Origin of the sequence: Kitasatospora sp. NPDC049285 (genome assembly GCF_040678815.1) — a bacterium.
Taxonomy (GTDB): Bacteria; Actinomycetota; Actinomycetes; order Streptomycetales; family Streptomycetaceae; genus Kitasatospora.
Genome location: NZ_JBFAQR010000002.1, coordinates 1 through 21,424 on the forward strand (window position 1 = coordinate 1; position 21,424 = coordinate 21,424).

The following is a 21,424-nucleotide window of genomic DNA, read 5'->3' on the forward strand; positions in this document are numbered from 1 at the left end:
GACGTAGGCCTCCATGATGACCGCGTAGAGCGCCCGGTCGATGCGGCGCCGGCGCTCCAGGAGGCTGGGGAAGAAGCTGCCGGTGCGGACCTTGGGGATGGCCAGCTCCAGATCGCCCGCCTGCGTGGTCAGGGTCTTGTCGCGGTGGCCGTTGCGCCAGGTGGTGCGGGCCTCGGTGCGCTCGCCCGGCTCGGCGCCGATCCGGGCGGTCGCTTCGGCCTCGATCAGCTCCTGCAGCATCCGCTGAGCGAGGACCCTGATCAACTCGATTCCGTCCGCCGAACGCAGTGACTCCATGAGGCGGAGTAGGTCAGACTGGGACAAGGCCATCGCGCACCTCTCACTCAACGAGCCTTCCTACTCGGAGAGTTACGCGATGGCTCCTTCATGACCAGGGGTTACGCCAAGATCCCTGCTACACCACTCCACGGGACGCCATCTGTGGCCGAACACCGACTCGGGCTGTACGGCCAACATCCCGGTTCAGGTTCAGACCGTCCTGGAGCTCCGGGAGCCAGTGAGTCTAAGCGGCCTGATGGGGTGTCAGATCTTCTGGTTGGCGCGCAAGAACTCGTGATCGACATCAGGTGTGCGGCGGGGAAGTCGCGGCCGGGTGCGCTCGGTCGGGCGGCCTAGGGAGGCACGGACGGATCAGCGCCGACGCTGTACGTCACGCCATCCTGTCGCAGTTCCATGGCGAAGCCGGATCCCTGTGAGAGAAGGGCGAGGGCCTCGCCGTACCGCCGGTGGTCGCTCAGCCAGGCGCCCACGATCCGGGTGGCGGGCGGATCCAGCTGGACGGCGATCTCGTCGAGTCGTCTGCGGATCCAAGAGATCGCGTCGTACGCCGACTCGACAATGGCATCGCCCAGCGGGAAGTCCCACACCCCCGTGGCCACGCTGCTGCACCAGAAGCTCGCGCTCTGCATGACGACAACCCGTGAATCCAAGGCGCTGATCAGCACACGATCACCTCGCTGCCCTGACCGGCGTGCTGGGACTGTCGAGCTCCTGGCAACGACTCTGCGGCGATCAGTGCCCAGATTCGCTTTCCGCCACCGGGACTGAGAATGCTCTTCCACTCAAGGCTCAGCGCCTGAACCAGGACGAGCCCTCGTCCGTGATCGTTGTCCTCAGCAGCCTCGATGCGGGCTGGCAGCTTCGAACTCGCATCGCCGACCGCGACCTCCAGCCCGGCCGCGCCGGCGGCCAGGAAGACCTCGAAGTCACCGTCAGGTCCACTGCTCCCGTGGATGACTGCATTGCTGGCCAGTTCGGCCACGACCACCTCGGCGTCATCAATGACAACCTCCGAGTAGCCCCACTTGAGCAACTCGCCACGGACTCGTGCGCGGAGGGTGGGGACGGAGTCCCGCAGGGCGGGGAAGCTCTCCTGCCAGGAGAGCGCATCGGCGGTTTCGGCCGGCTTGCTGGTCGTCGTGCGCACAGTGCCCTCCTGTGAGTGTCGATGGCTGGTTTGAGCAGCGAACTGTCCGGCGGGCCGGATGGCTGGTCGTACGCAGGCTGATCTTGGTGCCGGAGGCGACGAGAAGTGGCCCACGATCGCCTGGCGACGCATCAACTTCACTGCGGGAAACGCCCTGAGAGAAGACCAGGTGACGGTCGGGGTGGTCTGCGAGAAGGTAAGAATGGTCAGCTTTCCCGGATCCAGCCGAATCCGGTGTTGTACCCGTGCCACGCTGACGAGACAGCACGAGGCCGAGGAGCGGTCCGGGCAGGGGAAGGCGGGTGGCAGACAGCGATGGCTGAGGCGTCGTTGCTCGGCGGGTGCCTGGAACGACTGGACTGGTCGCCGGAACGCCTCGCCCGGGAGATCAACCGGCTGTGCGGGCCCGGCACCATCAGCAGCAAGGCGCCCTACGGGTGGCTGCGAGGATCCTGCCCGAGAGGGCGGCTGCCCCAGGTGGTCGCAGAGATCCTGTCCAGCCGACTCAACGAACCAGTGCGCGCGGAGGCCTTGTGGCCCTCCAGACTCAGGGCCGGCGGGGTCCTGCTGTCTGCCGACGACGGCCTGGATCTGCCGTGGACCCAGAACGGGACGCGGCAATGCTCCACCCTGCTGACCGGCGGAGGAGCGGCCGAGCAGAGCGTCCCCGCGCTGCTCCCGGTAGCCGGGCACTCGCTGATCGGGCCCGCAGTCGACTGGCTGACGGCCCCCGATGAGCAACTGCAAGCGCGTTCGATCGGTGCGGAGGTCGGCCCCGCCGCCGTGGACATCCTGATCGACCGCATCACCCAACTTCGCCGACTCGATGATCTCCAAGGAGGCCCGCTCGTCCTCGACTGGGTCGCCCAGGACCTTCACTGGGCTGCAACCCTGGTTCGCGGCGGCGCCTACGACAACCAAACCGGCGTGCGCCTCCACGAAGCGCTCGCCGAACTCGCGCAACTTGCGGGTTGGGTGGCAACCGACCTCGATCGTGTCGCTCTCGCCCAGCGCTACTTCCTCACCGGGTTGCGAGCCGCGCACACTGCGGGCGACCGCCTGCTCGGCGCGAACATCGTCTCCTGCCTGAGTTACCAAGCGGCGTGGCACGGTGCCGACGATGATGCCTTGCGGCTGGTCAAGGTGGCCCGAAAGGGAGCCGCCGGCAACGAGAGTGGAGCTGTCCAAGCCCTGCTCGCCACCCGTCAGGCCAGGGCGCACGCGAAGCTCGGCGACGTGGGGGGATGCGGGCGAGCACTGGAGGAGGCCGCCGCCTTCGGATCGGCCATCGACGGAGCAACGGACCCGCGCTGGTCCTACTGGGTAACGCCGGCGGTGCTGGCCGCTGACGCGGGCCGCGCCTGGCTCGAGCTCGGCAGACCAGCCCGAGCGGAAGAATATCTCGTGCGTGGGCTGGAGATGTTCGGTCAGGACCAGCCCCGCAACCGCCTGCTGCACAACGCCTCGCTCGCCGAGGCCCGGCTGGCCCGGGAGGACGTCGAGGGGGCCGCCGCCGCGGCGCACAGCGCGATGGATCTGAGCGCACACCTGGACTCGCAACGCGCCCGTGCCCGGCTTCGCGTCCTGCACACGGGCTTCGGAGCCAGGGACACCTCGGTGGCTCGCGAGGTATGCGGCAGGGTGGAGGACATCCTGTCCGCGTAGGCTCAGCTCGATCCGTAAGAAGGAGACCGCGTGCACGTCCGCTCCCAGGTCCCCCTGGCCCCGCTGACGACCCTCGGGATCGGCGGGGCCGCCGAGTCCCTCATCGAGGTGACGGAGTCGGACCACGTCCCCGCAGCCATCGACTACCTCCGTGGGCTCGGGATCCGCCCCCTGGTTCTGGGCAGCGGTAGCAACGTCCTTGCGGCGGACACCGGGTGCTCCGGGGTGGTTCTGCGCATGGCAACTCGTGGGGTTGCCCTCCAGCCGCAGCCTGACGGCCAGAGTGTGCTCGCCACCGTGGAGGCGGGGCACCCACTCCAGGACCTGGTGGAGCTGACCATTGCGGAGGGCCTCACCGGCATGGAGACGCTCATCGGCATTCCCGGCACGGTCGGGGCCACGCCGGTACAGAACGTCGGCGCGTACGGGCAGGAAGTCGCTGACACGCTCGTCAGCGTCGAGGCCTGGGACTGGGAGACCAACCGCCCGGTCCGGATTTCCGCCGCAGACTGCGGCCTCGGGCACCGGACCAGCATCTTCAAGCGGTCCACCCGCTGGACTCTGCTGCGGGTGCTGTTCCGACTTCACCGGTCGCAGCTGAGTACCCCGATCACCTACGGCATGGTCGCCGAACGGCTGGGCATCGCAAAGGGCCAGCGCGTCCCGCTCGCCGACGCCGCCGCGGCGGTCCTCGCGGTACGACGGAGCAAAGGCATGGTCCTGACTCCCGGGGATCCCGACGACCGCTCGGCAGGCAGTGTCTTCCTCAGCCCTGCGATCAACGCGGACCTCGCGAAGCGCCTGCGCGTCCGGCAGGCCCCGGTCAATGACTTCCCTGACGGTTCCACCCGGGTGAGCGCGAGTTGGCTCATCAAGGAGGCCGGCTTCTCCCTCGGCCAGATGGTTGCTGATGGTGTCAGGCTGTCCAACAGGCACTACACACTGGTCACGGAGAGCGGTGCCACGTCCGCAGCCTTCGCGGCCGGTGCTGAACGGCTGGCCCTGGACGTTCTGAAGGTGACCGGGGTGCGGCTCACACCAGAACCCGACCTCTTCGGCCACGAGCCCGTGTACACGCGACTCGTCGAAGCCGTGCAGGTGCAGCGGCCGTCCAGCACCCTGGTGCCCGCGGCGGACTGAGGCCCACGCGAGTGTTCGCGTCCGGGCCCAGCAGGCCAGATCCTCCGAACCGATGCGGACCAAATACGTTCCGTCAATCAGCCCGTACGGGGGGAGCATCCGTGGGGAAGCGGCGTCGGCTACTTGACCGTCCAGGTCGACGGTCTCGGCCGGCGCAATCGGGGATGGTGAAGATGCGGCGGTGGCACTCATCACGGACTGCGTCGTCATCGCCCTTGCACCTCCCTTCCTCCGGACCGTCGCTTCACCAGCAGTGATTGATGTCAAGTCAGAACGCTAAGAGCATGGTTGGTTGCGAACCCGGAAAATTCTTCCGGGGGCAGGACGCCGGGCACCGCAAAGCTGGGGGGTATGCGTGGGATGACCGAAATGCTGAGCGTCGGCGAGCGCGTCGCCTGGTACCGCCGACGGCGAGGCATGTCGCAGGAGGTGCTCGCCGGTCTCGTCGGCCGAACGGCTGACTGGCTGAGCAAGGCGGAGAACGGTCGCATCGAACTGGACCGGCTGTCTGTGATCAAAGCCCTGGCTGATGCTCTCGACGTCCAGCTCGGTGACCTGCTCGCCGAACCGTCCCTCCTGGACTGGACGACCGACGCCCGGGGTGGCACCGTGCCGAGGCTGCGCGAAGCCCTCATGGACTACAGGAGCATGTCTCCGCTGCTGGCGCCCGAGCCGGCAGGCCCTCCACCCGACTTGGAGATCCTGCGCGCCGAGGTCGGAACCGCCTGGTCTTCCTACCAGGACGCCAGATATGCCCGCGCTACCCGTCTCATCCCCGGCATCCTCGTGGAAGCCCAGCGGGCGGTCCGTGCATACGAGGGTGACCAGCAGTTACAAGCCCAGGCGCTGCTTGCAATGGCCTACCAGGGTGCAGCCATGGTGCTGACGAAGATAGGCGAGTCGGATCTGGCCTGGATCGCCGCAGACCGAGGCCTTGCCGCTGCCCAGGAGGCTGGCAACCCCATCATCGTCGGCTCGCTGTTCAGATCCGTCTCCCACTGCCTCCTCGCCAATGGGCGCCTTGCCGCCGCGCGGGACCTGGTCACGGACGCGGCTGGCTACATGGAAGGCGGTCTCGTAGACGCTTCACCGACGCATCTATCGGTCTACGGCACACTGCTTCTCGTCGGGGCGATGGCCGCGGCCCGCATCGACGACCGCGCCGCTGCCCGTGAGTTTCTCGCCGAAGCCGATCGGGCGGCCCAGCGCCTGGGCCACGACGCCAACCACATGTGGACGGCATTCGGACCGACCAATGTCGCAATCCACCGTGTCTCAACGGCCATGGAGCTGGGCGACGTCCAGATCGCCGCCGACCTGGGACCACGTGTGGATTCCTCCACCCTGCCGCTCGAACGCCGCGTACGCCACACGCTCGAAGTCGCCCGTGCCTACAGCGCGCAAAATCGTATGGACGAAGCCCTCGCCCTCGTTCTTGACGCCGAGGAGCTGGGCCCCGAACAGGTGCGCTACCACTTCATCCCCCGGCAGCTGGTGACTACGTGGGTCCGTCAGCAGCGCGGGAAGCCGACTCACATTCTCGCGGGCGTGGCCCAACGGCTCCGCATCATCGGATGAGATGCCGCCGGACGACTACAGTCGTCGCCATGAGCGACTCCGAACTCAACGAGGCCGTATCCCAGCCTCGCACCGCCGCTGGCGTACTGTTCTTCGACGAAGCCGGGCATGTGCTCCTGGTCAAGCCCACCTACAAGCCCGGCTGGGAGATCCCCGGTGGCTACCTGCATCCGGGCGAGACACCGAGCCAAGGTGCGGCTCGGGAGGTCAAGGAGGAGCTCGGCATTACCCCACCCGTTGGTCGACTCCTCGTCGCGGACTGGGCACCCCACCCGACCGAGGGGGACAAGCTGCTCTTCGTCTTCGACGGGGGCATCCTCCAAGCCGAGGACCGCGCCCAGATCATCCTCGACGGGGTGGAAATCGGCGAGTACGCCTTCCACGACTCGGATCAGATCGACAGCCTTCTCATCCCGCGCCTCGCCCGCCGCGTCCACGTTGCCCTGGAGGCCCGATCACGTGCGGAGACTGCGTATTTGGAGCACGGCGCGCGTCGGGGTGGCGACGACATGTAGTGGTCCCCAGGACGACGGTGCCCTGCTGATCTCAAATCGGGGCGGGGACGGCTGAGCTGGTGTGGCAGGTCTAGTCACAGCAGAATCGGCAAGGAAACCAGGCCACGCATCAACCTTGTGTGCCGCCACTCCAACTCCTCGGTGGGCACAGCGAGGCGTAGCTGGGGGAAACGCGTGACGAGGGCACGGAGCGCAATCCCGCCTTCGGCCCGTGCCAGTGGAGCCCCGAGGCATCGGTGGACGCCGTGTCCGAAGGCGAGGTGCCCTCCGGTCTCGCGGTCAAAGTCGAGCCGGTCCGGCTCGGGGAAGCGGGCAGGGTCGCGGTTCGCGGCGCCCGGCGCGATGAGCACGGGTGCCCCTGCGGGAATCTCCGTGTCACCCAGCCTGATGCTTTCGGTCGTGAACCGGAACGTGGCCACGCTGACGGGGGAGTCGAGCCGAAGCAGCTCGTCGACGGCTGTCTCGACTAGACCGGGCTCTTCGCGTAGGCGGTGAAGCGATTCCGGAGCCTGGAGCAGCGCCAGCAGACCGTTGCCGATCAGGTTGGTGGTGGTCTCGTGCCCGGCCACCAGGAGGAGCACCGCGAGGGAGACGAGTTCGTCCTCGCTTAGCCGGTCCTCGCCGTCGCGGGCGCGGATCAAGTCATTGAGCAGGCTGTCGTCGGGGCTGCGGCGCTTGGACGCGATGAGGTCAGCCATGTAGCCGGCGACGGCATGTGAGGCGGAGTCGATTCGTTCGGGCTGTCCGGCCGCGAAGAGTTCGTTCGACCAAGCGCGCACCGCCGCGCGGTCGGCTGCGGGAACCCCCAGCAGTTGGCAGATGACAGTGACGGGCAGCGGGATGGCGAGGGTCGCGATGGCGTCGGTCTGCACGCCGGGCACCCAGGCGTCGAGCAGTTCGTCCGTCACGCTGGCGATGTACGGGTGAAGGCGCGCGACGGCACCCGGCGTGAACGCCTTCGTCACCAGGCTTCGCAGTCGTGTGTGCTGGGGCGGATCGGTGGCCAGCATGCTCTGGGACACGGCGGGGTGCAGGTTACGTCCGGTGTCCTTGCCACCGAAGAAGGCCGCCGTGTCCTTGGACAGCCGCGGGTTGGTGAACGCCTCCCTGGCTTCGGCGTAGCCGGTGACGAGGTAGCTCGATCGCCCTCCTCCACTAGGCATCTTCTGGACCGGCGAAGCGCTTCGGAGCGCCGCGAAGGTGGGGTACGGGTTCTGGAAGAAGCCTGGGTCCTGAAGTGGGTTGCTCATGCTCATCCCTGTGCCGTTTCGAGCATCGGTGCCTCGCGCGAGGCCGTTCGGACGATGTCGCTTGCGGCATACGCCCGCGCCACCGAGCGTAGCCAGATGGTCTCGGCGCGGAGATCTCCCGCGCGGGCGGCGGTTCCGGGTGCCTGCGGTGCCCGAGCGAATTCCGGCTCGGCACCGGCGCGCATCGCCCGGATGGCCGCTGCCAGGATGGCTGCCTCGACCGCTGCGTCGCCATCGGCGGTGCCGGCCAGGTTTCGGCGCTCAACTTCCCGGGTGGCCGCCTGCTGGACCGTGAGCGATCGGTAAGGGCGCAGGGTAAGGATGCCGTCGTTGATCTCGACGACCCGACGGTGGAGCAGGAAGTCGGCGTCGTTCTCGCCGATGGTGTCGTCGTCGAGGACGATCTCGGGCAGGGCCGCAGTGAAGTCCTGCCACAGGGGATCGAGGTCGGCGATCGACTTACGCTCCCAGCGGCGGCGGAGGAACTGCGTGAGCGGCCAGAGTGCGGCCGGCAGGGTCAGGCCAGCGGTGATGAGGAGCACGCCGACGGCCGGAGCCGTGACGCCGAAGGCGCAGGAGACCGGAGAAATCAGGCTGGTGCAGCGTTGCCCGCCGGGGATGGCATCCCAACCGAACAGGGCCGCAACGGCATTGATGGTCTTGTAGGCGGCGTAGAGAAGAGCGAAGACGCAACCGAGGGCCGTGGTGCGAAGGCCGATGCGCTGGCTCTTTCGGGTGGCGGTGCGCGATCGGGCCCACGTCTGGGTGAGGCAGTCGTAGACGGCGTATCCGAGGAACGCGATGTACGCGGCGGAGTAGATGTGCAAGGAGGCAGGAGCCTCATCGAGCTTGCCCCGGAGCTCGGCCGCACTCCACATAAGGCTGCGCGAGGTGACCATAAACGCGACGGCCATCGTGGCGACGGCCAGGCCCAGGAGCCGGAGCCGCCATCGAAGCCGGCGCCGAGCCTCGCTCGCATCGTGGTTGAGGAAGAGGAGTACCGAGGAGACGCTGGCCGCTGCGGACAGGGTCGCGGTGTTGCTCACCAGCCGTGAGAAGTCTGGCGTGATGGAGTCCTCCAGGGTTCGGATCGCCGGTTGGTAGGCGCTGAAGGCGATCGCGAAGCACCCGAGGAAGGCGGAGAGGCTCAGGGTGCCGGCGGGACGCTGGCCGGGGCGGCGTCTGAATGCCCAGTAGAGCGATGCGGCCAGTAGCAGGAGGGGCATGCCGCCGAAGATGGCGCTGATCATTGGTCGTTCTTTCGGGTCAGGCGAAGATCGCGTCCCAGCGCTCGTCGGCCGCTACGGGCCGACGGGGTGGGAGCAGGCGTTCGCGGTACACGCGTTGGCGGATGAGCGTGGCCATGTACTCGGCCTCGCGCTCGTCCGCTGTGGTGTAGGCCGTACGGCCGGACATGCGCTGAATGAGGGTCGGGTTCAGCCCGATGGCGGCCGTGACGTCGTCGCCGAGTGAGAGCGATCCTGGGTGGTCACAGAGGATGTGGCTTATCTCGTGCGCCAGGATGTGCATCTGGTGAGCAGTCGAGGTCCCCTGCTCGACGAACAGGAAGTCGGCGGTGGGCGTTTCGACGCGGATGCCGCATGGAGTGTCGGCAGTGCTGTTCGGGTCGAGGGCCTGGAGGACGATCGGCTTTCCCCGTAGGGCGGCGACGGCCTCACGGAGCTGCTGGGTACCGAAGCGGTGGGGCAGTTCGAGGCGCGCGAGGCGTTCCTCGCAGGCAGCCCGAAGGTGGCTCTTAGCCATGATCTCCCCTTACAGGGACACGGTCGCTGGGACGTGTCGGTCGGAATGCGGCCGAGCAGAGGGTTTCGCGTACAGCGCGGGTGGGAGATCGACAGCGAGCTGGGCATCACGACGAGCGTCGCGGTCCGCCCGGCCGCCGACCTGCCCTGGTCGGTGGTGCCGGAGATCGGACACGGCAACGGCGACGCGCCTTCTCACTGCCGAAGCGTCAGTGCCCCATGGCGACGCCGCCATCGACGGGAATGACTGCTCCCGTGATGTAGCCCGCATCCTCACTCGCCACGAAGCGCACCGCCGAGGCGATCTCCCGCGGTTGGGCAATCCGACCGAGCGGGACCTGGGCGACGATCTCGTCCATGCGTTCCTGGCCGAGAACTGCGGTCATGTCCGTCTTGGTGAGGCCGGGGGCCACCACGTTCGAGGTGATACCCCTGCTGCCGTACTCGCGAGCCAGAGAGCGAGCGAAGCCGACGAGACCGGCCTTGCTAGCCGCGTAGTTGGACTGGCCGGCCTCGCCTGCCAGAGCGACGGCGGACGAGATGAAGACCAGTCGGCCCCCTCGGCGCGCGCGGATCATCGCGCGCACAGCCCGCTTCGCACAGCGGTATGCGCCAGTGAGGTTGGTGTCGATCGTTGCCGCCCAGTCCTCCTCTGCCATCCGCAGAAGCAGGCAGTCCCTCGTCACACCAGCGTTGATGATCACGACGTCCGCAGGCCCATGCTCGGCTTCGACTGCGGTGAAGGCGCGCTCGACATCGTCGGCGACGGTCACGTCGCACTGCACCGCGAAGAGACCGAGGGGCGGCTCGCCGGAGCGGTAAGTCACAGCAACGCGGTCACCGCCCTCGGCCATCTGCCGAGCCACCTCCAACCCGATTCCCCGACTCCCACCAACCACCAGAACCGAACGACCAGGCATTCCCCTACTCCCTCTTGCACAAGCCAGAAACCGCAGGCCGCGCAGGAAGCAGCTCGGCGACGGTGACGTTGCGGAACTACTGCTTCCGGGAACCGGCGCATCCTCACCATGCCTTGGGCTGAGCGGAAGTCGCACTTCCGGGAAGCGGCAGTTCCGCTTACGGAGTGTGGCCAATCTGGGTCGTTGGTTGAATCGTAAATAGCTGTGGTGGCGCGGATTCGATGGGGGCGGGTGCGCGTCCCGGGCCGACACGGAAAGGAAATCCGGAGCGAGAGCGGCGCCGGAACCTGAATGCGATCTCCCGCCTGTCTCGATTGATGGGCAGCGACAGGTATACGCTCCGTGACGCGGATCTTGAGTTCAAGATTTTCTGACGCGGTGTAGCTTTTGGCGTGATATGAGCCACAAGATCAAATAAAGAAGATCGCCCACGACCACCGTAAAATCACCCGTTATGAGCACGATGATCGAGGCGGCAGGCGGTGCGGAGGACCACAGTGAGTCCCTCGGCGACCTTCTCCGGTACTGGCGGGGCCGCCTCGATCCTCACCGCATCCCCGGTTTGGTCCGCGAGGGCCGGCGCAGCCCAGGGCTGTCGCAGAAGGAAGTGGCTCGCCTCACCGGCGTCACCGATCGGTGGTACCGCGAACTGGAACTGGGGCGACAGGCCAACTTCTCCGACGACTTCCTGGATCGGTTGGCGTTCACACTCCGACTGTCCGACGCTGAGCGCCGCGGTCTCTACCTGCGTGCGACTGGCCGGGAGCCCGCACCCCGAGGCGGCGCCGACGCAAAGGCGATCCAGGCGCTGGATGCCCCGATGCAGCGGTTCCTGGATAGCCAGCTCCCCAATCCGGCCTACCTCTCCGACGAAGCCTGGAACATCTTCGGGCACAACCAGCCGCAGGCCGACTGGTTCCCCTGGATACCCTACGAGCCCAACCTTATGCGGTGGGCCTTCCTCTACCCCGAAGCCCGCGAGCAGCTGGTCAACTGGCGAGAGGACTGGGCCAGTCCGTTCCTGGCCCAGATCCGATTCGCTTGCCTTCATCATCCCGAGAGCAAGCCTCTCCAGCAGCTCAAGCGAGATGTTCTGGCGGGAAATGCCGAGGCGCGTGAGATCTGGGAAAAGCACGAGGTGGTTGTACATCCCGACGGGCATGAGCGTCGATTGAGGCTGCCGTATCACGGCGACCAGGAGATCGCGGTGCACATCATGGCCCTGGCGCCACTCCGGAGCACTGCTACGCGATTTATCGTCTTGATGAAGTCGTAAGGTGCCCCAGCAAAGCGTCAGCGGGCCCATTCGAGCTAAATGGCTCGAATGGGCCCGCTGTCGTTTATTGAATGACGCGCTTGGATTATTCGTTCAGGTCGAGGCCCGCGAAGTCGTCCCCTGATGGGAGTCCTTCCAGGTTTCGGGCCTGCTCGATGACCGTGTGCACCATCTTGAGGCTCGCTGTCGACAGGCCAGCGGATCGAAGCGCTACCTGGGCGATCTTCTGATCTCTCATCGCCGCCACCAGCTTGATCTCGGCCTCTGTGTGCTGGGCGACGTCATCGTCGAAGAAGTAGCCGGCGGGAACTCCGAAGAAGGCCGCGAGTGCCTTGATCGTCTCCATCTTCGGGTTTCCGCGCGCGCCGGTGCGGAGCTGCTGGATCCCGCTCGCCGTGATCGCGCCCTCGCCCGCTTCCTTGATGGCCTGGGCCACCTCGGCGTACGTATACGGGCCGCGGTCGTCGGGGTGGACCTCCTTGAACAAGTGGTCCAGCCGCTCGGCGAAGGTCCGCCCTGCTCTCTCGGTCATGTCCACCTCCTGTCGTCCTGGCGAGTCTAGCCACTGCAGTGTGTCGACCAGAACCCAGGGCCCTCCGCGCAACACTGCAGTTGACGAAATGACGCAACTGCAGTGTACGTTGATCCCACCAGAGATCGCTCAGCAGTTGATACGCGCTGGTGAGGCCGGGTGGAAACCACCCTGGACTGATCGCGAACGTGCCTCGTATGGTGCTGCTCCCGCCGCTCAGGACGGGGCCAGCGAAGGGGAGAGGACAGTTGATGCGCGGACCACCGTGACCGGTGAGCCGGGGTGAAAAACGAGACCGGCGCCCGGGAGCTACCAACTCCTGGACGCCGGGGCTGGCACCCCGAAGGGCACCGATTCACAACCACGCAGGCGGCGGGGCTTTTGCACGAGAACCGCCACCTGCGCTCCTACAAGCAACGGAGTATCGCATGCTCACGACCGTGAGCGGAACCTTGGCATGTCCGGACGCCGACCGTCCGCAGCGCCTCGCCGCACAGCTCACCGACATGATCCCCGGCGCAGTCACCATCCGCGTCAGCCTCACCGACCCGACGAGGCAGTGGCCTCATCCGCACGCCATCGCCAAGGACGCGGCCGGTAGGCCGATCGAGCTGAGCCGGACCACGTCCAGGACCGCAGCGCGCTGGATCCTCCGGGTCTGGCCGCAGGCGGACTGGAGTCTGACCCACACGCTTCACCTCGGCACCGCAACGCTCGCTGGCAGCAGCGACCGCATGCTCGCAGGTCGGGGCCGTTGACATGTCGCGGATCCGACCGGTCAAGCCGGAGGCGTTCGTCTCCGAGACGCTCGCCGAGCTGACTCTCGCCGCCGAGCGCACCTTCTTCGGCCTCACGACCGAGTGCGACGACCGAGGGCGCCACAAGGACAACGCGGCGATCATCTACGGAAAGCTGTGGGTCGTGCGCGGCGACCAGAGCCCGGTGGACGTTGAGAACCACCTCCTGCAGATGGAGAGGTCCGGCCTGATCTGCCGGTACGTCGGGTGCGACGGCAAGCGCTACCTCCACTACGTGACCTGGGACAGGCACCAGAAGATCGACAAGCCGAGTCTGTCCAGGCTGCCCGCGTGCCCTCACCACGCACCCGAGCGATGCGGACTCTGCAAGGGTCCCTGCGCTCACCGGCCCGAGGCTTCGCCGAAGCCTCCCCGAGAGTTCGACGAGGCTTCGCTGGCCTCGCCCCGAGCCCTCGACCTGCCCGCGCAGCCCGTACCGAACCCTCCCGCGCTCACCGACGACGGATCCGCCTCGATGCAGGACGCCCTCCTCGGCCTCGAGGACGCGCCCGCCAATGCCGCACAGAGAATCGCAGGTCAGGGGGCCTTCGCCGAGGATCCCCCGAAGACTCCCCGAAGCCTCGGCGAGGGCTCGGCGCCTGGATCTAGGATCTTGGATCCTGGATCTTCTTTCCCTACGGGGCGCACAGCGCCCGACGCCACCGCCTCGGCCAAGGACCTCCTCGCCGAGTACGTCACCGCCTGCGCCGAGCGCCCACCGGGCGACGTGCTCGGGCACCTGGGCCGGATCACCAAGAAGCTCCTGGACGAGGGCATCGCGGTGGAGCACATCCGCGCCGGGCTCCAGCGGTTCGCCGAGATCCAGGGCCACCCGAGTCGCCTGCCGAGCCTGGTGAACGACTCCATGAACTCACGAGGCTCCGGTTTGGCGCGGCCGGGATTCCGGCCTAACGTGCCCGCTCACCAGCCGTGGACCAACCCGGTCGACGCTGTGGCCGCCTACGCCGAGGAGCTGTGATGCGCACCCGCGAACCTCAGACCCTCGGCGAGGGAACCCTCGACCGGGTGGCCCGGATCCTGGCCGCCCGCCGCATCGACCCGGCTGCCGTCGCCGCACTGAGCGATGAGCCAGCGCCGTACTCGGCGACGGAGGCCCTGTCCGCCGGGATGCCGCCCCGCTACCGGGGCGCGGCGGCCGAGCACCCGCAGGTCCTGGCGTGGGTCCGCGAGGTCGCTCGGCAGGCTGTCGCCCCGAGCATCGGGGCTCGGCGGCAGGTCGCGACCGGCCCGAGCCTGCTGATGGCCGGGGTGGTCGGGGCAGGCAAGACGCACGAGTCGTACGGCGCGGTCACCGCGCTGGTGCAGGCCGGCATCGGCGTGCGCTGGCGCGCGACCACCGCCGCAGACCTGTATGCCGACCTGCGGCCCCGCCAGGGGGTGGACAGCGAGAGGGAGCTGGCCGCCGTCAGCCGGGTACCGCTGCTGATCATCGACGACCTCGGCGCGGCGAAGGCCACCGAGTGGACCGAGGAGGTCACGTACCGGCTGATCAACCGCCGGTACAACCACCTGCTCCCGACGCTGATCACCACCAACCTCGCGATCGGCGACCTGCGCGCCTACCTCGGGGACCGCGTCACCTCCCGACTCGCGCAGATGACCACCCGGGTCCAGTTCGAGCCGGTCGACCGCAGACGACTCCAGCGCGCCGCCTGAACCGACACCAGGCCGCCGCCGGGCCGCGCCCGAGCACCGCCCGATGCACCTCCCGACCCAGCGCACCCCTCCGCCGACGCCCACCGCGCGCGGAGAGCGATCGGAGCAACCCCGCATGAGCACCACGACGATCAGCCCTGCCCGCCACCGCTCACTCGGCGACCACACCTGGCAGGACCAGGCCGTCTGCCAGCCGACCGAGTACAACCCGGTCGACCCCGAGATCTTCTTCCCCGAGCCCGACGAGACCGACAAGATTGCCGCCGCCAAGGCGCTGTGCAGCCAGTGCCCGGTCCGCCGCGCCTGCCTGGACGCCGCGCTGGAGGCCAACGACACCCACGGCATCCGGGGCGCGACGACCGAGGAGGAGCGCGAGCCGCTCCACGAGAAGATCGCCTCCCGCCTCGACTACTCCCGGGTCAACGCCACCCTGGCCGGGCGCGACATCCACCTCACCAAGACCGAGCGCCGTGCGGTGGTCATCGCCGGATACCGACATGGCGTCAGCGTTGAGCGCCTCGCCCGGCTTCTGAAGATCACCGAGGAGCACGCCCAGAAGCTGTACCGCGAGACCCGCCGTGCCATCCGGAACCGAGACCTGGAGCAGAGCACGAAGACCACTCAGCCACCCAGGCCGACCGGCGAGCGCCTCGGCCGCGACGACTTCGGGACGGCGGCGTGACCACGGCAGCAGCACCGACCACGGCGCTCGTCACCGCCTGGGACCGTGCGGTCATCATCGCCCTCGGCGGCGCGGGATGCGCCCTGTCGTACGACGCCCTCCAGCAGATGGCCGTCGCCATCCACGTCCGCGGATTCCTCACCTACCTCTTCCCCCTGGTCATCGACGGCTTCATCGCTTACGGCGTCCGGGCCCTGCTGGTCCTGCGGGATGCACCGTGGCGAGCCCGCGCCTACGTCTGGACCCTGTTCGGCACGGCGACCGGTGCCAGTCTCTGGGCCAACGCCCTGCACGCGATCAGGATGAACGAGCAGGACACCTTGGTCACCGGCCTGCGGCTCGGTGACTCGGTGGTCGCGGTCTTGTCCACCCTCGCCCCGCTCGCCCTGGCCGGAGCAGTCCACCTCTACATCCTGATCGCCCGGCGGCCGGTCAGCGGAAGTGACCGAGGTGACCTCGGACAGCCCGGTCTCTCCGGCCAGGCCGGTCAGGTCACTCAGGTCGAGCGCATCCCGGTCACCCCGACCGCCCGCCTCGGACAGCACCAGCCGCAGCCCGGTCAGGTCAGCTCCGGGCAGCCGGTCACCGCACTGACCGAGGCGCCCAAGGTGTCCCTGGACAAGCATCGACCGGACAGCCACGCGGTGACCGGCGACGGCGGTCGGACGGTCAGCACCGGCCGGCGCCCCGCCGACACCGGTCACGGTGACCCGCTGATCTGCGCCGCTGACCTGGGCGGACAGCCGGTCAGCACCCCGGCGGACAGCACCCGGTCGGTCAACCCCGAGCCGCTGACCGCGTCGGCGGTCAGCGCCCCGCCGGTCACTGACCGGCCGGTGACCGCTCCGCCGGTCAGTCACCGGGACGACCGGACAACCGGTGACCGGCGCGGTGACCCCGACACCGAGCGGCTGCTGGAGATCGCCCGGATGGCGGTCAGGGACGAGGACAAGCTGACCCGGAAGGTGGTCGCCCAGGCGATCCGCGGTCAGCAGATCCCGCTGTCCTCTGACACGCTCACCGCCCTGATGGCCCAGCTGCGCGAGCAGACCGCACAGTCGGCGACCGCCACCCGGAACTGACCGGGAAGCACCTGGGGCGGGTGACCGGGCCGGTCACTCCAGCCGGTCACCCGCCCCAGGTCAGCCACCCCACGACCTCCTCCACCGAACCGGAGAGCACCACGATGCGCACGACCCCCGCCACGACCGTCGAGGTGGACACCTGGATCGCCGTCCTGCACGAGAACGGCCACCTGCACCAGGCCGAAGCAGGCCCCGACGGCACCTGGACCGTGCAACGTCGCCGACACAGCCGCCCCTGGACCCTCCACCACCCCGTCCTGGCCATGGACTTCATCGAGGACATCCTGCGCGACATCCAGCAGCAGAGCGCGGAGACGGGGCGATGACCGCCCGGACTCCGGAGGGCACCACCCACGGCGGTGAACGTGACCTTGATCAGGCTCCTGGCGGAGCAAGTTGTGGGGTAAGCGATGCTTACCCCACCCCCGCCCCGAAGGGGACGGAGGCATCCCGTTCGGCAGTCGACCCAGGGGGGCCGGCTGCCGAACGGGAGGTCGGCCCAAGGGTGCCGACAAAGGGGAAGAAGCCGACCGTCGCAGCCCGCACCGCCTCGCGCCGCCGCCGCCCGCGCCACAGCGCACAGCGCCGCACGTGCACCAGCCTGCGCTTCAGCGAAGCCGAGTGGACCGCCGTCCAACACGCCGCCGACGCCGCAGACCTCGCCCCCGGCGGCTTCGCAGCGGCGGCCACCCTCGCCGCCGCAACCAGCGCCAACCCCACCGCAGCCGTCGCCGACTACCGGCGCGGCATCCAGGAACTCATGGAGTCCAACCGGCAGCTCGGCGCAGTCGGCAATAACCTCAACCAGCTGGCCCACTACGTCAACGCCGGCGGCCAGCCCGGAGCCGACCTGCGCCAGCTCCTGCACCGCGTCGAAGACGCCATCGGCACGGTGGACGAGGCCGTGGCCTGGCTGGTCCGCCGATGATCCCCAAGATCCGCACCGGTACGGGCGGCACCTACGGCCTGGTGCGCTACCTCTTCGGCCCCGGCAAACGCGACGAGCACACCGACCAGCACCTCGTCGCTTCCTGGAACAGCTTTGCGCCTGACCCCGGACGAAACGCCCACCACAGCGTCGCCCAACTCGCCGCCCAACTCGACCAGCCGGTCAAGGCCCTCGGCGACACGGCACCCACCACCACGATCTGGCACTGCTCGGTACGCACCGACCCCGGCGACCGCTACCTCGAAGATGCCGACTGGGCGAAGATCGCCTGCCGCATCGTCCACGCCACCGGCATCGCCCCCGAAGGCGACACGGCCGCCTGCCGGTGGGTCGCCGTGCGCCACGCCGACGACCACATCCACATCGCCGCCACCCTCGTACGCCAGGACGGCCGCCACGCCGACCTCAAGTTCGACAAGCGCAAGGCTCAGGCCGAGGCCCGCCTTATGGAGAAGGAGTACGGCCTCCGACAGCTCAACCCCGGCGACGGCACCGCAGCCAAACTCCCCACCAGCCAGGAACGCTTCAAGGCCGAGCGCACCGGCCACGCCGAGACCCCGCGCGAGACCCTGCGCGGCGCGGTCCGCCAGGCCGTCACCGGAGCCGCCACCGAAGCCGAGTTCTTCGCCCGCCTGAGCTCGGCCGGCCTTCGCGTCAAGCCCCGCCTCGCCCCCTCCGGCGACACCCTCGGCTACTCGGTCGCGCTGCCCGGCGACCGCAACCGCGAAGACCAGCCCATCTGGTTCTCCGGCTCCACGCTTGCTCCCGACCTCTCCCTACCCAAGATCCGCCAGCGCCTGGCCTCCGGCCCCGTCGACCAGGCCGCCCTGGCAACCGAAGCCGACAAAACCGGCACGAACACCCGCTGGTCAGCACCGGCCAAGGCCCGCCGCCACGCGACCCAGCTCGCCGAGCGCGCCGCTGTCGACCTCGACACCGGTGGAGACGACGGAGCCGCCCAGCTCGTCGGCGTCGGTGAACTCCTCGACGCTGTCGTCCAGACCGCACCGGCCGCCACCCGAGACGAACTGCGCGCTGCCGCCCGCGCCTACGAGCGCGCCACCCGAAGCCACGTCAGTGCCGAGCGGGCCGACAACCGTGCCCTGCGCTCAGCAGCCCGAGGCATCATCCATGCTGGCGGCGCGCTCGGCCGAGGCGAGGACGGGGGCACCACAGCGATGTTGCTGTCCACCTTGGTCTTGGTGGCGATGGCCACAGCCCGCTGGCACTCCGCCCGCGGACATGCCCAGCAGGCCGCCGCCTCCCGCAAGGCCGCCGAACACCTGCGCACCGCGTACCGGCAGGCCGCCACCACGCCGATGAAGGCCATGCGTGAGCAAGGGCGAGCACTGCCCGATCCCGAGCGCCGCCGTCTCGACGCCACTATCCGCGCCGCTCTCCCCACGACTGATGGCCGGCCTCCCCGAGAAGAACGCTGGGGCGCGCTGGCCGGCACGCTCGCCCAGGCCGAACAGGCGGGCTACGACCCGGAGACCCTGCTCCAGGAGGCCATTGCACAGAGGGAGTTGAACACTGCCCAGGACGTCAACGATGTCCTCGTGTGGCGACTGCGCCGCTTGGCCAAACTCCCAGCCCACCCGGAGGCGCCCCGCAACCCCACAGCCGGGACCGGCCTCGCCAAGCCCGCAACCAACCGGGCCGCCACCATCCCGGCCACGCCCGTCGCGACCGAGCCGCGCGGCCGCGCACCTCGCCGCTGACCCCAGGTCCGGCAGGCCGACCACTGGCCTGCCGGACCGGGCAAAGCCCTGGACAACCAGTTTCACCAGCTGTTACGGATGAACCGAAGGCACTCGACGGGGAGAACACGCTCGTGACCAGAACCACCAATCATCGCACGATGCCAGCATCGACGCCCCTGACGGCCACGGCGCCCAGCGATCCGCTGCTCCAACTGCAGAACGAGACCGAGCCACCGAGCGGTCCAGGAGTCAACCGCTGCCTCGACCATGCAGACGAACTCGCCCTCGGCGGCATCCCGGTCATCTGCTCGGCATGCAAGGCCCGCCGTGACTGGCTGCTGATCAACCAGGGCCGTAACGTCTACATCCGCTGCCGCTGCGCGAACGAGTGGCTCGAGCCGGAGATCACCCGGGCCGACAACGATTTCGCGGTTGAGATGCTGTTCCCCGGCGACAGCAGCGACTCGATCGCCAGGGCGACCAGCCATCGCGAGATGATTATCATCGCCGCGCGGCTCGGCATCGGCGTCCCGATGGTTGCCGGACGCTTTGGCAACCTGACTAAGCAGTGGAAGCTTGTCGGCCGCCTGCGCGAATCGATCTCCGACGAGGACATCAGCGCGCTGGAAACGATCGCTAAAGACGTCGCCGCGTAGCGAAGGCGCTTTCGGCATTTACCAGCCGACACAAGCCCGCTGCTGCGGCGGCGACGCGGACCAGATCGGGCCGCCGTTGAGTTGTCCGTGCGGCGAACCGCGTCGGCGAGCTCGTAGAGCCAATGAGGCCGTCTCCGACGTCGACGCAACCGTTGGTCCCCCGAGAGTGGACCAGGTACATGGCGAGGCCGCCCCTGCCAGCGGGCGCGGGGCGGCCTGGTGGACTCGGTGATCAGGGGTGCGCGAGGCGGTTGGCGTACTCGATCGCAGCGGTGGCCACCTTGAGGGCGGCGCACAGGCCGGTGACCTCCGCGAGGGTGGGGCGCACGAGGTGCGGCCAGTCGTCGGGAGCAGCAGGCCAGGTGGCCAGGAGCACCTCGGTGGTGGCCAGCCCGAGACGGGCGGTGACGTCCATTCCACTGTGGGAGGCGGGCTCCCAGGTGAGCAGGATCTGGCCGAGGCCGAGCGGTGCGGAGTCGGCGGCCAGCCACCTGACGTCCAGCGGGCCGTCGGGGCGGATGGTGACGCGGTGGACGAGTGCGCCGCGCGTACCGGGCGGCATCGGCCGCAGGGCCAGATCGGTAAGGGCGGTGTGGCGGGTGATCGTGGCCTCCTGGCGGTTGGCGGGGCGGACGCTGATGGTGGGTCACCCCCACGTGAGGGCGTCGCGGACGGTGGGCGGGAGGTATCCCTCCTGGCCGTCGTCGGCGATGAAGGCGACACAGTCCCGTACGACGATGTCGGCGCCGATGTAGTGCGCGAAGGGCCAGTCCGGGTTGACGGCGAGACGGATCGGCAGGCCGGGGTCGACATCCTGGAGCTGGCGGAGCAGGTGGCCGACGGTCACGTGCTGGGGCATGGGAGCCTCCTTTGTGGGCGAGATCGGGGCGATGGCGGGGATCGGCAGTTACGCGGTGTCGAGGCGGAGCCGGTCGCGCAGGACCTTGGGGCCGGCGGGCGTCTGCTTCGAGTGCCTGGCGAGGTGTCGCTTGCGCTCCTCGTTGACGTAGCCCTTGCCGGAACACTCGAACTCCCACTCACCGCAGGAGCAGGTTGCGCTGCTGTAGGCCCGGCCGGGGCAGGCGGGGTGGAGAGGCTTGCCGGTGACGGTGTGCTTGTGCTCCTTGGGGCAGATGCTGTGGTCTGCGTGGTGGTTGACCAAGGGGGCCTTGTAGGTCATGCGGATGCCTTTCGCGGTGGTGGCAGCTATGTGAAGCGGACGGACCGTGAGTTGGTCGGGGATCAGGTAGCGAGAGTGAACGCCTGGATGGAGTTGGTGTCGCTCGCCGAGCGGGCGGCCGTGGCGTCGCGCTGTTCGAGACCGGTGCCGCTCTCGTGAGCCGGGGGCCGGCCGGTGAGAGATGAGCCAGTCCGCGACGGCCGAGACATACGCGTGGGTGTCGTCTGGGTGGTGGAGGCCACCGTTGGGCCGAAGTAGACCTCGTGTGGCGCCTCGTTGCTGCCGTCGTCGGCGGCGTAGAAACAGGCGAGCCAGGCGCTGTGGTGCTCGGCGGGCGGGCGATCTGGGCGTCGTCGTCCGTGATCAGGACCTCGCCGCACGGGACTGGCAGGTGCAGGGCGAAGTCGCCGCCGCAGGTGTGCATGGGCTCGAAGGCGAGATCGCTGGCGCGTCGCGCGTGGTAGAGAAGGCGTCCGGCGATCGGGGACTCGCCGTCGGCCAACTCGTCGGTCAGCGCGGACTCGATGCTTCGCAGCTATGTCACGGTGGTTGCTCCTCGCACTGGTTGGTGTCGATCGGACTGGAGAGCAGGGAAAGCCCCGCCAATGC

The 21,424-nt window shown here is 68.6% G+C and carries 25 protein-coding genes; 14 read left to right on the forward strand and 11 right to left on the reverse strand.

Features of this window, described 5'->3' with window-relative positions:
* From AB0K51_RS01745 to AB0K51_RS01755, 3 genes are all read right to left on the reverse strand, one after another.
* Nucleotides 1-297 (reverse strand): transposase (locus tag AB0K51_RS01745; RefSeq protein WP_363449356.1); only part of this gene is annotated, 297 nt, incomplete at its 3' end.
* Nucleotides 298-632: 335 nt separating this feature from the next.
* Nucleotides 633-965, reverse strand: coding sequence for a hypothetical protein (locus tag AB0K51_RS01750; RefSeq protein WP_363449358.1), 333 nt, complete (start codon nucleotides 963-965; stop codon nucleotides 633-635).
* Nucleotides 959-1,447, reverse strand: coding sequence for an ATP-binding protein (locus AB0K51_RS01755; protein ID WP_363449360.1), 489 nt, complete (start codon nucleotides 1,445-1,447; stop codon nucleotides 959-961). Before AB0K51_RS01755 ends, AB0K51_RS01750 begins: the two co-directional genes overlap by 7 nt.
* A gap of 315 nt (nucleotides 1,448-1,762) precedes the next feature.
* Here AB0K51_RS01755 and AB0K51_RS01760 point away from each other — a divergent pair, with 315 nt between their 5' ends.
* From AB0K51_RS01760 to AB0K51_RS01775, 4 genes are all read left to right on the forward strand, one after another.
* Entirely contained in the window at nucleotides 1,763-3,112 is a 1,350-nt protein-coding gene (locus AB0K51_RS01760) for a hypothetical protein (protein ID WP_363449362.1), read from the forward strand.
* A 30-nt stretch (nucleotides 3,113-3,142) separates the two neighbouring features.
* Nucleotides 3,143-4,252 carry a UDP-N-acetylmuramate dehydrogenase gene (locus AB0K51_RS01765; RefSeq protein WP_363449364.1) on the forward strand — a complete coding sequence of 370 codons (1,110 nt, stop codon included), beginning with the start codon at nucleotides 3,143-3,145 and terminating at the stop codon, nucleotides 4,250-4,252.
* Between the two features lie 360 nt (nucleotides 4,253-4,612).
* Nucleotides 4,613-5,830, forward strand: coding sequence for a helix-turn-helix transcriptional regulator (locus tag AB0K51_RS01770; RefSeq protein WP_363449366.1), 1,218 nt, complete (start codon nucleotides 4,613-4,615; stop codon nucleotides 5,828-5,830).
* Between the two features lie 29 nt (nucleotides 5,831-5,859).
* On the forward strand, nucleotides 5,860-6,345 hold the full coding sequence (locus AB0K51_RS01775) for an NUDIX hydrolase (protein ID WP_363449368.1): 486 nt from the start codon (nucleotides 5,860-5,862) through the stop codon (nucleotides 6,343-6,345).
* 74 nt (nucleotides 6,346-6,419) lie between these two features.
* On the opposite strand, the gene AB0K51_RS01780 is transcribed toward AB0K51_RS01775, so the two are convergent.
* The 4 genes from AB0K51_RS01780 to AB0K51_RS01795 all read right to left on the reverse strand — a co-directional run bounded on the left by AB0K51_RS01780 (nucleotide 6,420) and on the right by AB0K51_RS01795 (nucleotide 10,278).
* Nucleotides 6,420-7,595: a cytochrome P450 gene (locus tag AB0K51_RS01780; protein ID WP_363449370.1), complete on the reverse strand. Its 1,176-nt coding sequence runs from the start codon at nucleotides 7,593-7,595 to the stop codon at nucleotides 6,420-6,422.
* Nucleotides 7,596-7,597: 2 nt separating this feature from the next.
* Nucleotides 7,598-8,845 (reverse strand): MAB_1171c family putative transporter, encoded by a 1,248-nt coding sequence (locus AB0K51_RS01785; RefSeq protein WP_363449372.1) that lies wholly within the window; start codon nucleotides 8,843-8,845, stop codon nucleotides 7,598-7,600.
* A 16-nt stretch (nucleotides 8,846-8,861) separates the two neighbouring features.
* On the reverse strand, nucleotides 8,862-9,359 hold the full coding sequence (locus tag AB0K51_RS01790) for a regulator component (protein WP_363449374.1): 498 nt from the start codon (nucleotides 9,357-9,359) through the stop codon (nucleotides 8,862-8,864).
* Between the two features lie 208 nt (nucleotides 9,360-9,567).
* Nucleotides 9,568-10,278 (reverse strand): SDR family oxidoreductase, encoded by a 711-nt coding sequence (locus tag AB0K51_RS01795; protein WP_363449376.1) that lies wholly within the window; start codon nucleotides 10,276-10,278, stop codon nucleotides 9,568-9,570.
* A gap of 454 nt (nucleotides 10,279-10,732) precedes the next feature.
* On the opposite strand from AB0K51_RS01795, the gene AB0K51_RS01800 reads away from it, so the two are divergent.
* A complete protein-coding gene (locus AB0K51_RS01800) occupies nucleotides 10,733-11,554 on the forward strand; it encodes a helix-turn-helix transcriptional regulator (protein ID WP_363449378.1) in 822 nt (273 codons plus the stop codon).
* Nucleotides 11,555-11,639: 85 nt separating this feature from the next.
* On the opposite strand, the gene AB0K51_RS01805 is transcribed toward AB0K51_RS01800, so the two are convergent.
* Nucleotides 11,640-12,086, reverse strand: a complete 447-nt coding sequence (locus AB0K51_RS01805) for a Secondary metabolite protein (protein ID WP_363449380.1) — start codon at nucleotides 12,084-12,086, stop codon at nucleotides 11,640-11,642.
* Between the two features lie 428 nt (nucleotides 12,087-12,514).
* Between AB0K51_RS01805 and AB0K51_RS01810 the strand changes: the two genes are divergently transcribed.
* The 9 genes from AB0K51_RS01810 to AB0K51_RS01850 all read left to right on the forward strand — a co-directional run bounded on the left by AB0K51_RS01810 (nucleotide 12,515) and on the right by AB0K51_RS01850 (nucleotide 19,635).
* A complete protein-coding gene (locus AB0K51_RS01810; RefSeq protein WP_363449382.1) occupies nucleotides 12,515-12,844 on the forward strand; it encodes a transcriptional regulator in 330 nt (109 codons plus the stop codon).
* 1 nt (nucleotide 12,845) lies between these two features.
* Nucleotides 12,846-13,862: a hypothetical protein gene (locus AB0K51_RS01815; RefSeq protein ID WP_363449384.1), complete on the forward strand. Its 1,017-nt coding sequence runs from the start codon at nucleotides 12,846-12,848 to the stop codon at nucleotides 13,860-13,862.
* A complete protein-coding gene (locus tag AB0K51_RS01820; protein WP_363449386.1) occupies nucleotides 13,862-14,560 on the forward strand; it encodes an ATP-binding protein in 699 nt (232 codons plus the stop codon). The genes AB0K51_RS01815 and AB0K51_RS01820 overlap by 1 nt, the downstream gene beginning before the upstream one ends.
* Before the next feature lie 115 nt (nucleotides 14,561-14,675).
* On the forward strand, nucleotides 14,676-15,242 hold the full coding sequence (locus tag AB0K51_RS01825) for a WhiB family transcriptional regulator (RefSeq protein WP_363449388.1): 567 nt from the start codon (nucleotides 14,676-14,678) through the stop codon (nucleotides 15,240-15,242).
* Nucleotides 15,239-16,324, forward strand: coding sequence for a DUF2637 domain-containing protein (locus AB0K51_RS01830; RefSeq protein WP_363449390.1), 1,086 nt, complete (start codon nucleotides 15,239-15,241; stop codon nucleotides 16,322-16,324). The genes AB0K51_RS01825 and AB0K51_RS01830 overlap by 4 nt, the downstream gene beginning before the upstream one ends.
* 104 nt (nucleotides 16,325-16,428) lie before the next feature.
* On the forward strand, nucleotides 16,429-16,653 hold the full coding sequence (locus AB0K51_RS01835; protein WP_363449392.1) for a hypothetical protein: 225 nt from the start codon (nucleotides 16,429-16,431) through the stop codon (nucleotides 16,651-16,653).
* A gap of 179 nt (nucleotides 16,654-16,832) precedes the next feature.
* Nucleotides 16,833-17,255 (forward strand): MobC family plasmid mobilization relaxosome protein, encoded by a 423-nt coding sequence (locus AB0K51_RS01840; protein WP_363449394.1) that lies wholly within the window; start codon nucleotides 16,833-16,835, stop codon nucleotides 17,253-17,255.
* A complete protein-coding gene (locus AB0K51_RS01845; protein ID WP_363449396.1) occupies nucleotides 17,252-18,997 on the forward strand; it encodes a mobilization protein in 1,746 nt (581 codons plus the stop codon). Before AB0K51_RS01840 ends, AB0K51_RS01845 begins: the two co-directional genes overlap by 4 nt.
* 113 nt (nucleotides 18,998-19,110) lie before the next feature.
* Nucleotides 19,111-19,635 (forward strand): hypothetical protein, encoded by a 525-nt coding sequence (locus AB0K51_RS01850; protein WP_363449398.1) that lies wholly within the window; start codon nucleotides 19,111-19,113, stop codon nucleotides 19,633-19,635.
* Between the two features lie 232 nt (nucleotides 19,636-19,867).
* Here AB0K51_RS01850 and AB0K51_RS01855 read toward each other — a convergent pair whose 3' ends face one another.
* From AB0K51_RS01855 to AB0K51_RS01865, 3 genes are all read right to left on the reverse strand, one after another.
* Nucleotides 19,868-20,197: an esterase gene (locus tag AB0K51_RS01855; RefSeq protein WP_363449400.1), complete on the reverse strand. Its 330-nt coding sequence runs from the start codon at nucleotides 20,195-20,197 to the stop codon at nucleotides 19,868-19,870.
* Between the two features lie 84 nt (nucleotides 20,198-20,281).
* Nucleotides 20,282-20,494, reverse strand: a complete 213-nt coding sequence (locus AB0K51_RS01860) for a hypothetical protein (RefSeq protein ID WP_363449402.1) — start codon at nucleotides 20,492-20,494, stop codon at nucleotides 20,282-20,284.
* A 48-nt stretch (nucleotides 20,495-20,542) separates the two neighbouring features.
* A complete protein-coding gene (locus AB0K51_RS01865) occupies nucleotides 20,543-20,815 on the reverse strand; it encodes a hypothetical protein (protein ID WP_363449404.1) in 273 nt (90 codons plus the stop codon).
* Nucleotides 20,816-21,424 lie beyond the last annotated feature (609 nt).

Excerpts from the sequence above, each read along its gene's own strand:
- AB0K51_RS01855 (WP_363449400.1), bottom strand. The coding sequence starts at position 20,197 with ATGCCGCCCGGTACGCGCGGCGCACTCGTCCACCGCGTCACCATCCGC.
- AB0K51_RS01790 (WP_363449374.1), bottom strand. The coding sequence starts at position 9,359 with ATGGCTAAGAGCCACCTTCGGGCTGCCTGCGAGGAACGCCTCGCGCGC.
- AB0K51_RS01770 (WP_363449366.1), top strand. The coding sequence starts at position 4,613 with ATGACCGAAATGCTGAGCGTCGGCGAGCGCGTCGCCTGGTACCGCCGA.
- AB0K51_RS01825 (WP_363449388.1), top strand. The coding sequence starts at position 14,676 with ATGAGCACCACGACGATCAGCCCTGCCCGCCACCGCTCACTCGGCGAC.
- AB0K51_RS01805 (WP_363449380.1), bottom strand. The coding sequence starts at position 12,086 with ATGACCGAGAGAGCAGGGCGGACCTTCGCCGAGCGGCTGGACCACTTG.
- AB0K51_RS01800 (WP_363449378.1), top strand. The coding sequence starts at position 10,733 with ATGAGCACGATGATCGAGGCGGCAGGCGGTGCGGAGGACCACAGTGAG.
- AB0K51_RS01795 (WP_363449376.1), bottom strand. The coding sequence starts at position 10,278 with ATGCCTGGTCGTTCGGTTCTGGTGGTTGGTGGGAGTCGGGGAATCGGG.
- AB0K51_RS01815 (WP_363449384.1), top strand. The coding sequence starts at position 12,846 with ATGTCGCGGATCCGACCGGTCAAGCCGGAGGCGTTCGTCTCCGAGACG.
- AB0K51_RS01865 (WP_363449404.1), bottom strand. The coding sequence starts at position 20,815 with ATGACCTACAAGGCCCCCTTGGTCAACCACCACGCAGACCACAGCATC.
- AB0K51_RS01775 (WP_363449368.1), top strand. The coding sequence starts at position 5,860 with ATGAGCGACTCCGAACTCAACGAGGCCGTATCCCAGCCTCGCACCGCC.
- AB0K51_RS01810 (WP_363449382.1), top strand. The coding sequence starts at position 12,515 with ATGCTCACGACCGTGAGCGGAACCTTGGCATGTCCGGACGCCGACCGT.
- AB0K51_RS01785 (WP_363449372.1), bottom strand. The coding sequence starts at position 8,845 with ATGATCAGCGCCATCTTCGGCGGCATGCCCCTCCTGCTACTGGCCGCA.
- AB0K51_RS01760 (WP_363449362.1), top strand. The coding sequence starts at position 1,763 with ATGGCTGAGGCGTCGTTGCTCGGCGGGTGCCTGGAACGACTGGACTGG.
- AB0K51_RS01820 (WP_363449386.1), top strand. The coding sequence starts at position 13,862 with ATGCGCACCCGCGAACCTCAGACCCTCGGCGAGGGAACCCTCGACCGG.
- AB0K51_RS01780 (WP_363449370.1), bottom strand. The coding sequence starts at position 7,595 with ATGAGCAACCCACTTCAGGACCCAGGCTTCTTCCAGAACCCGTACCCC.
- AB0K51_RS01860 (WP_363449402.1), bottom strand. The coding sequence starts at position 20,494 with ATGCCCCAGCACGTGACCGTCGGCCACCTGCTCCGCCAGCTCCAGGAT.
- AB0K51_RS01835 (WP_363449392.1), top strand. The coding sequence starts at position 16,429 with ATGCGCACGACCCCCGCCACGACCGTCGAGGTGGACACCTGGATCGCC.
- AB0K51_RS01845 (WP_363449396.1), top strand. The coding sequence starts at position 17,252 with ATGATCCCCAAGATCCGCACCGGTACGGGCGGCACCTACGGCCTGGTG.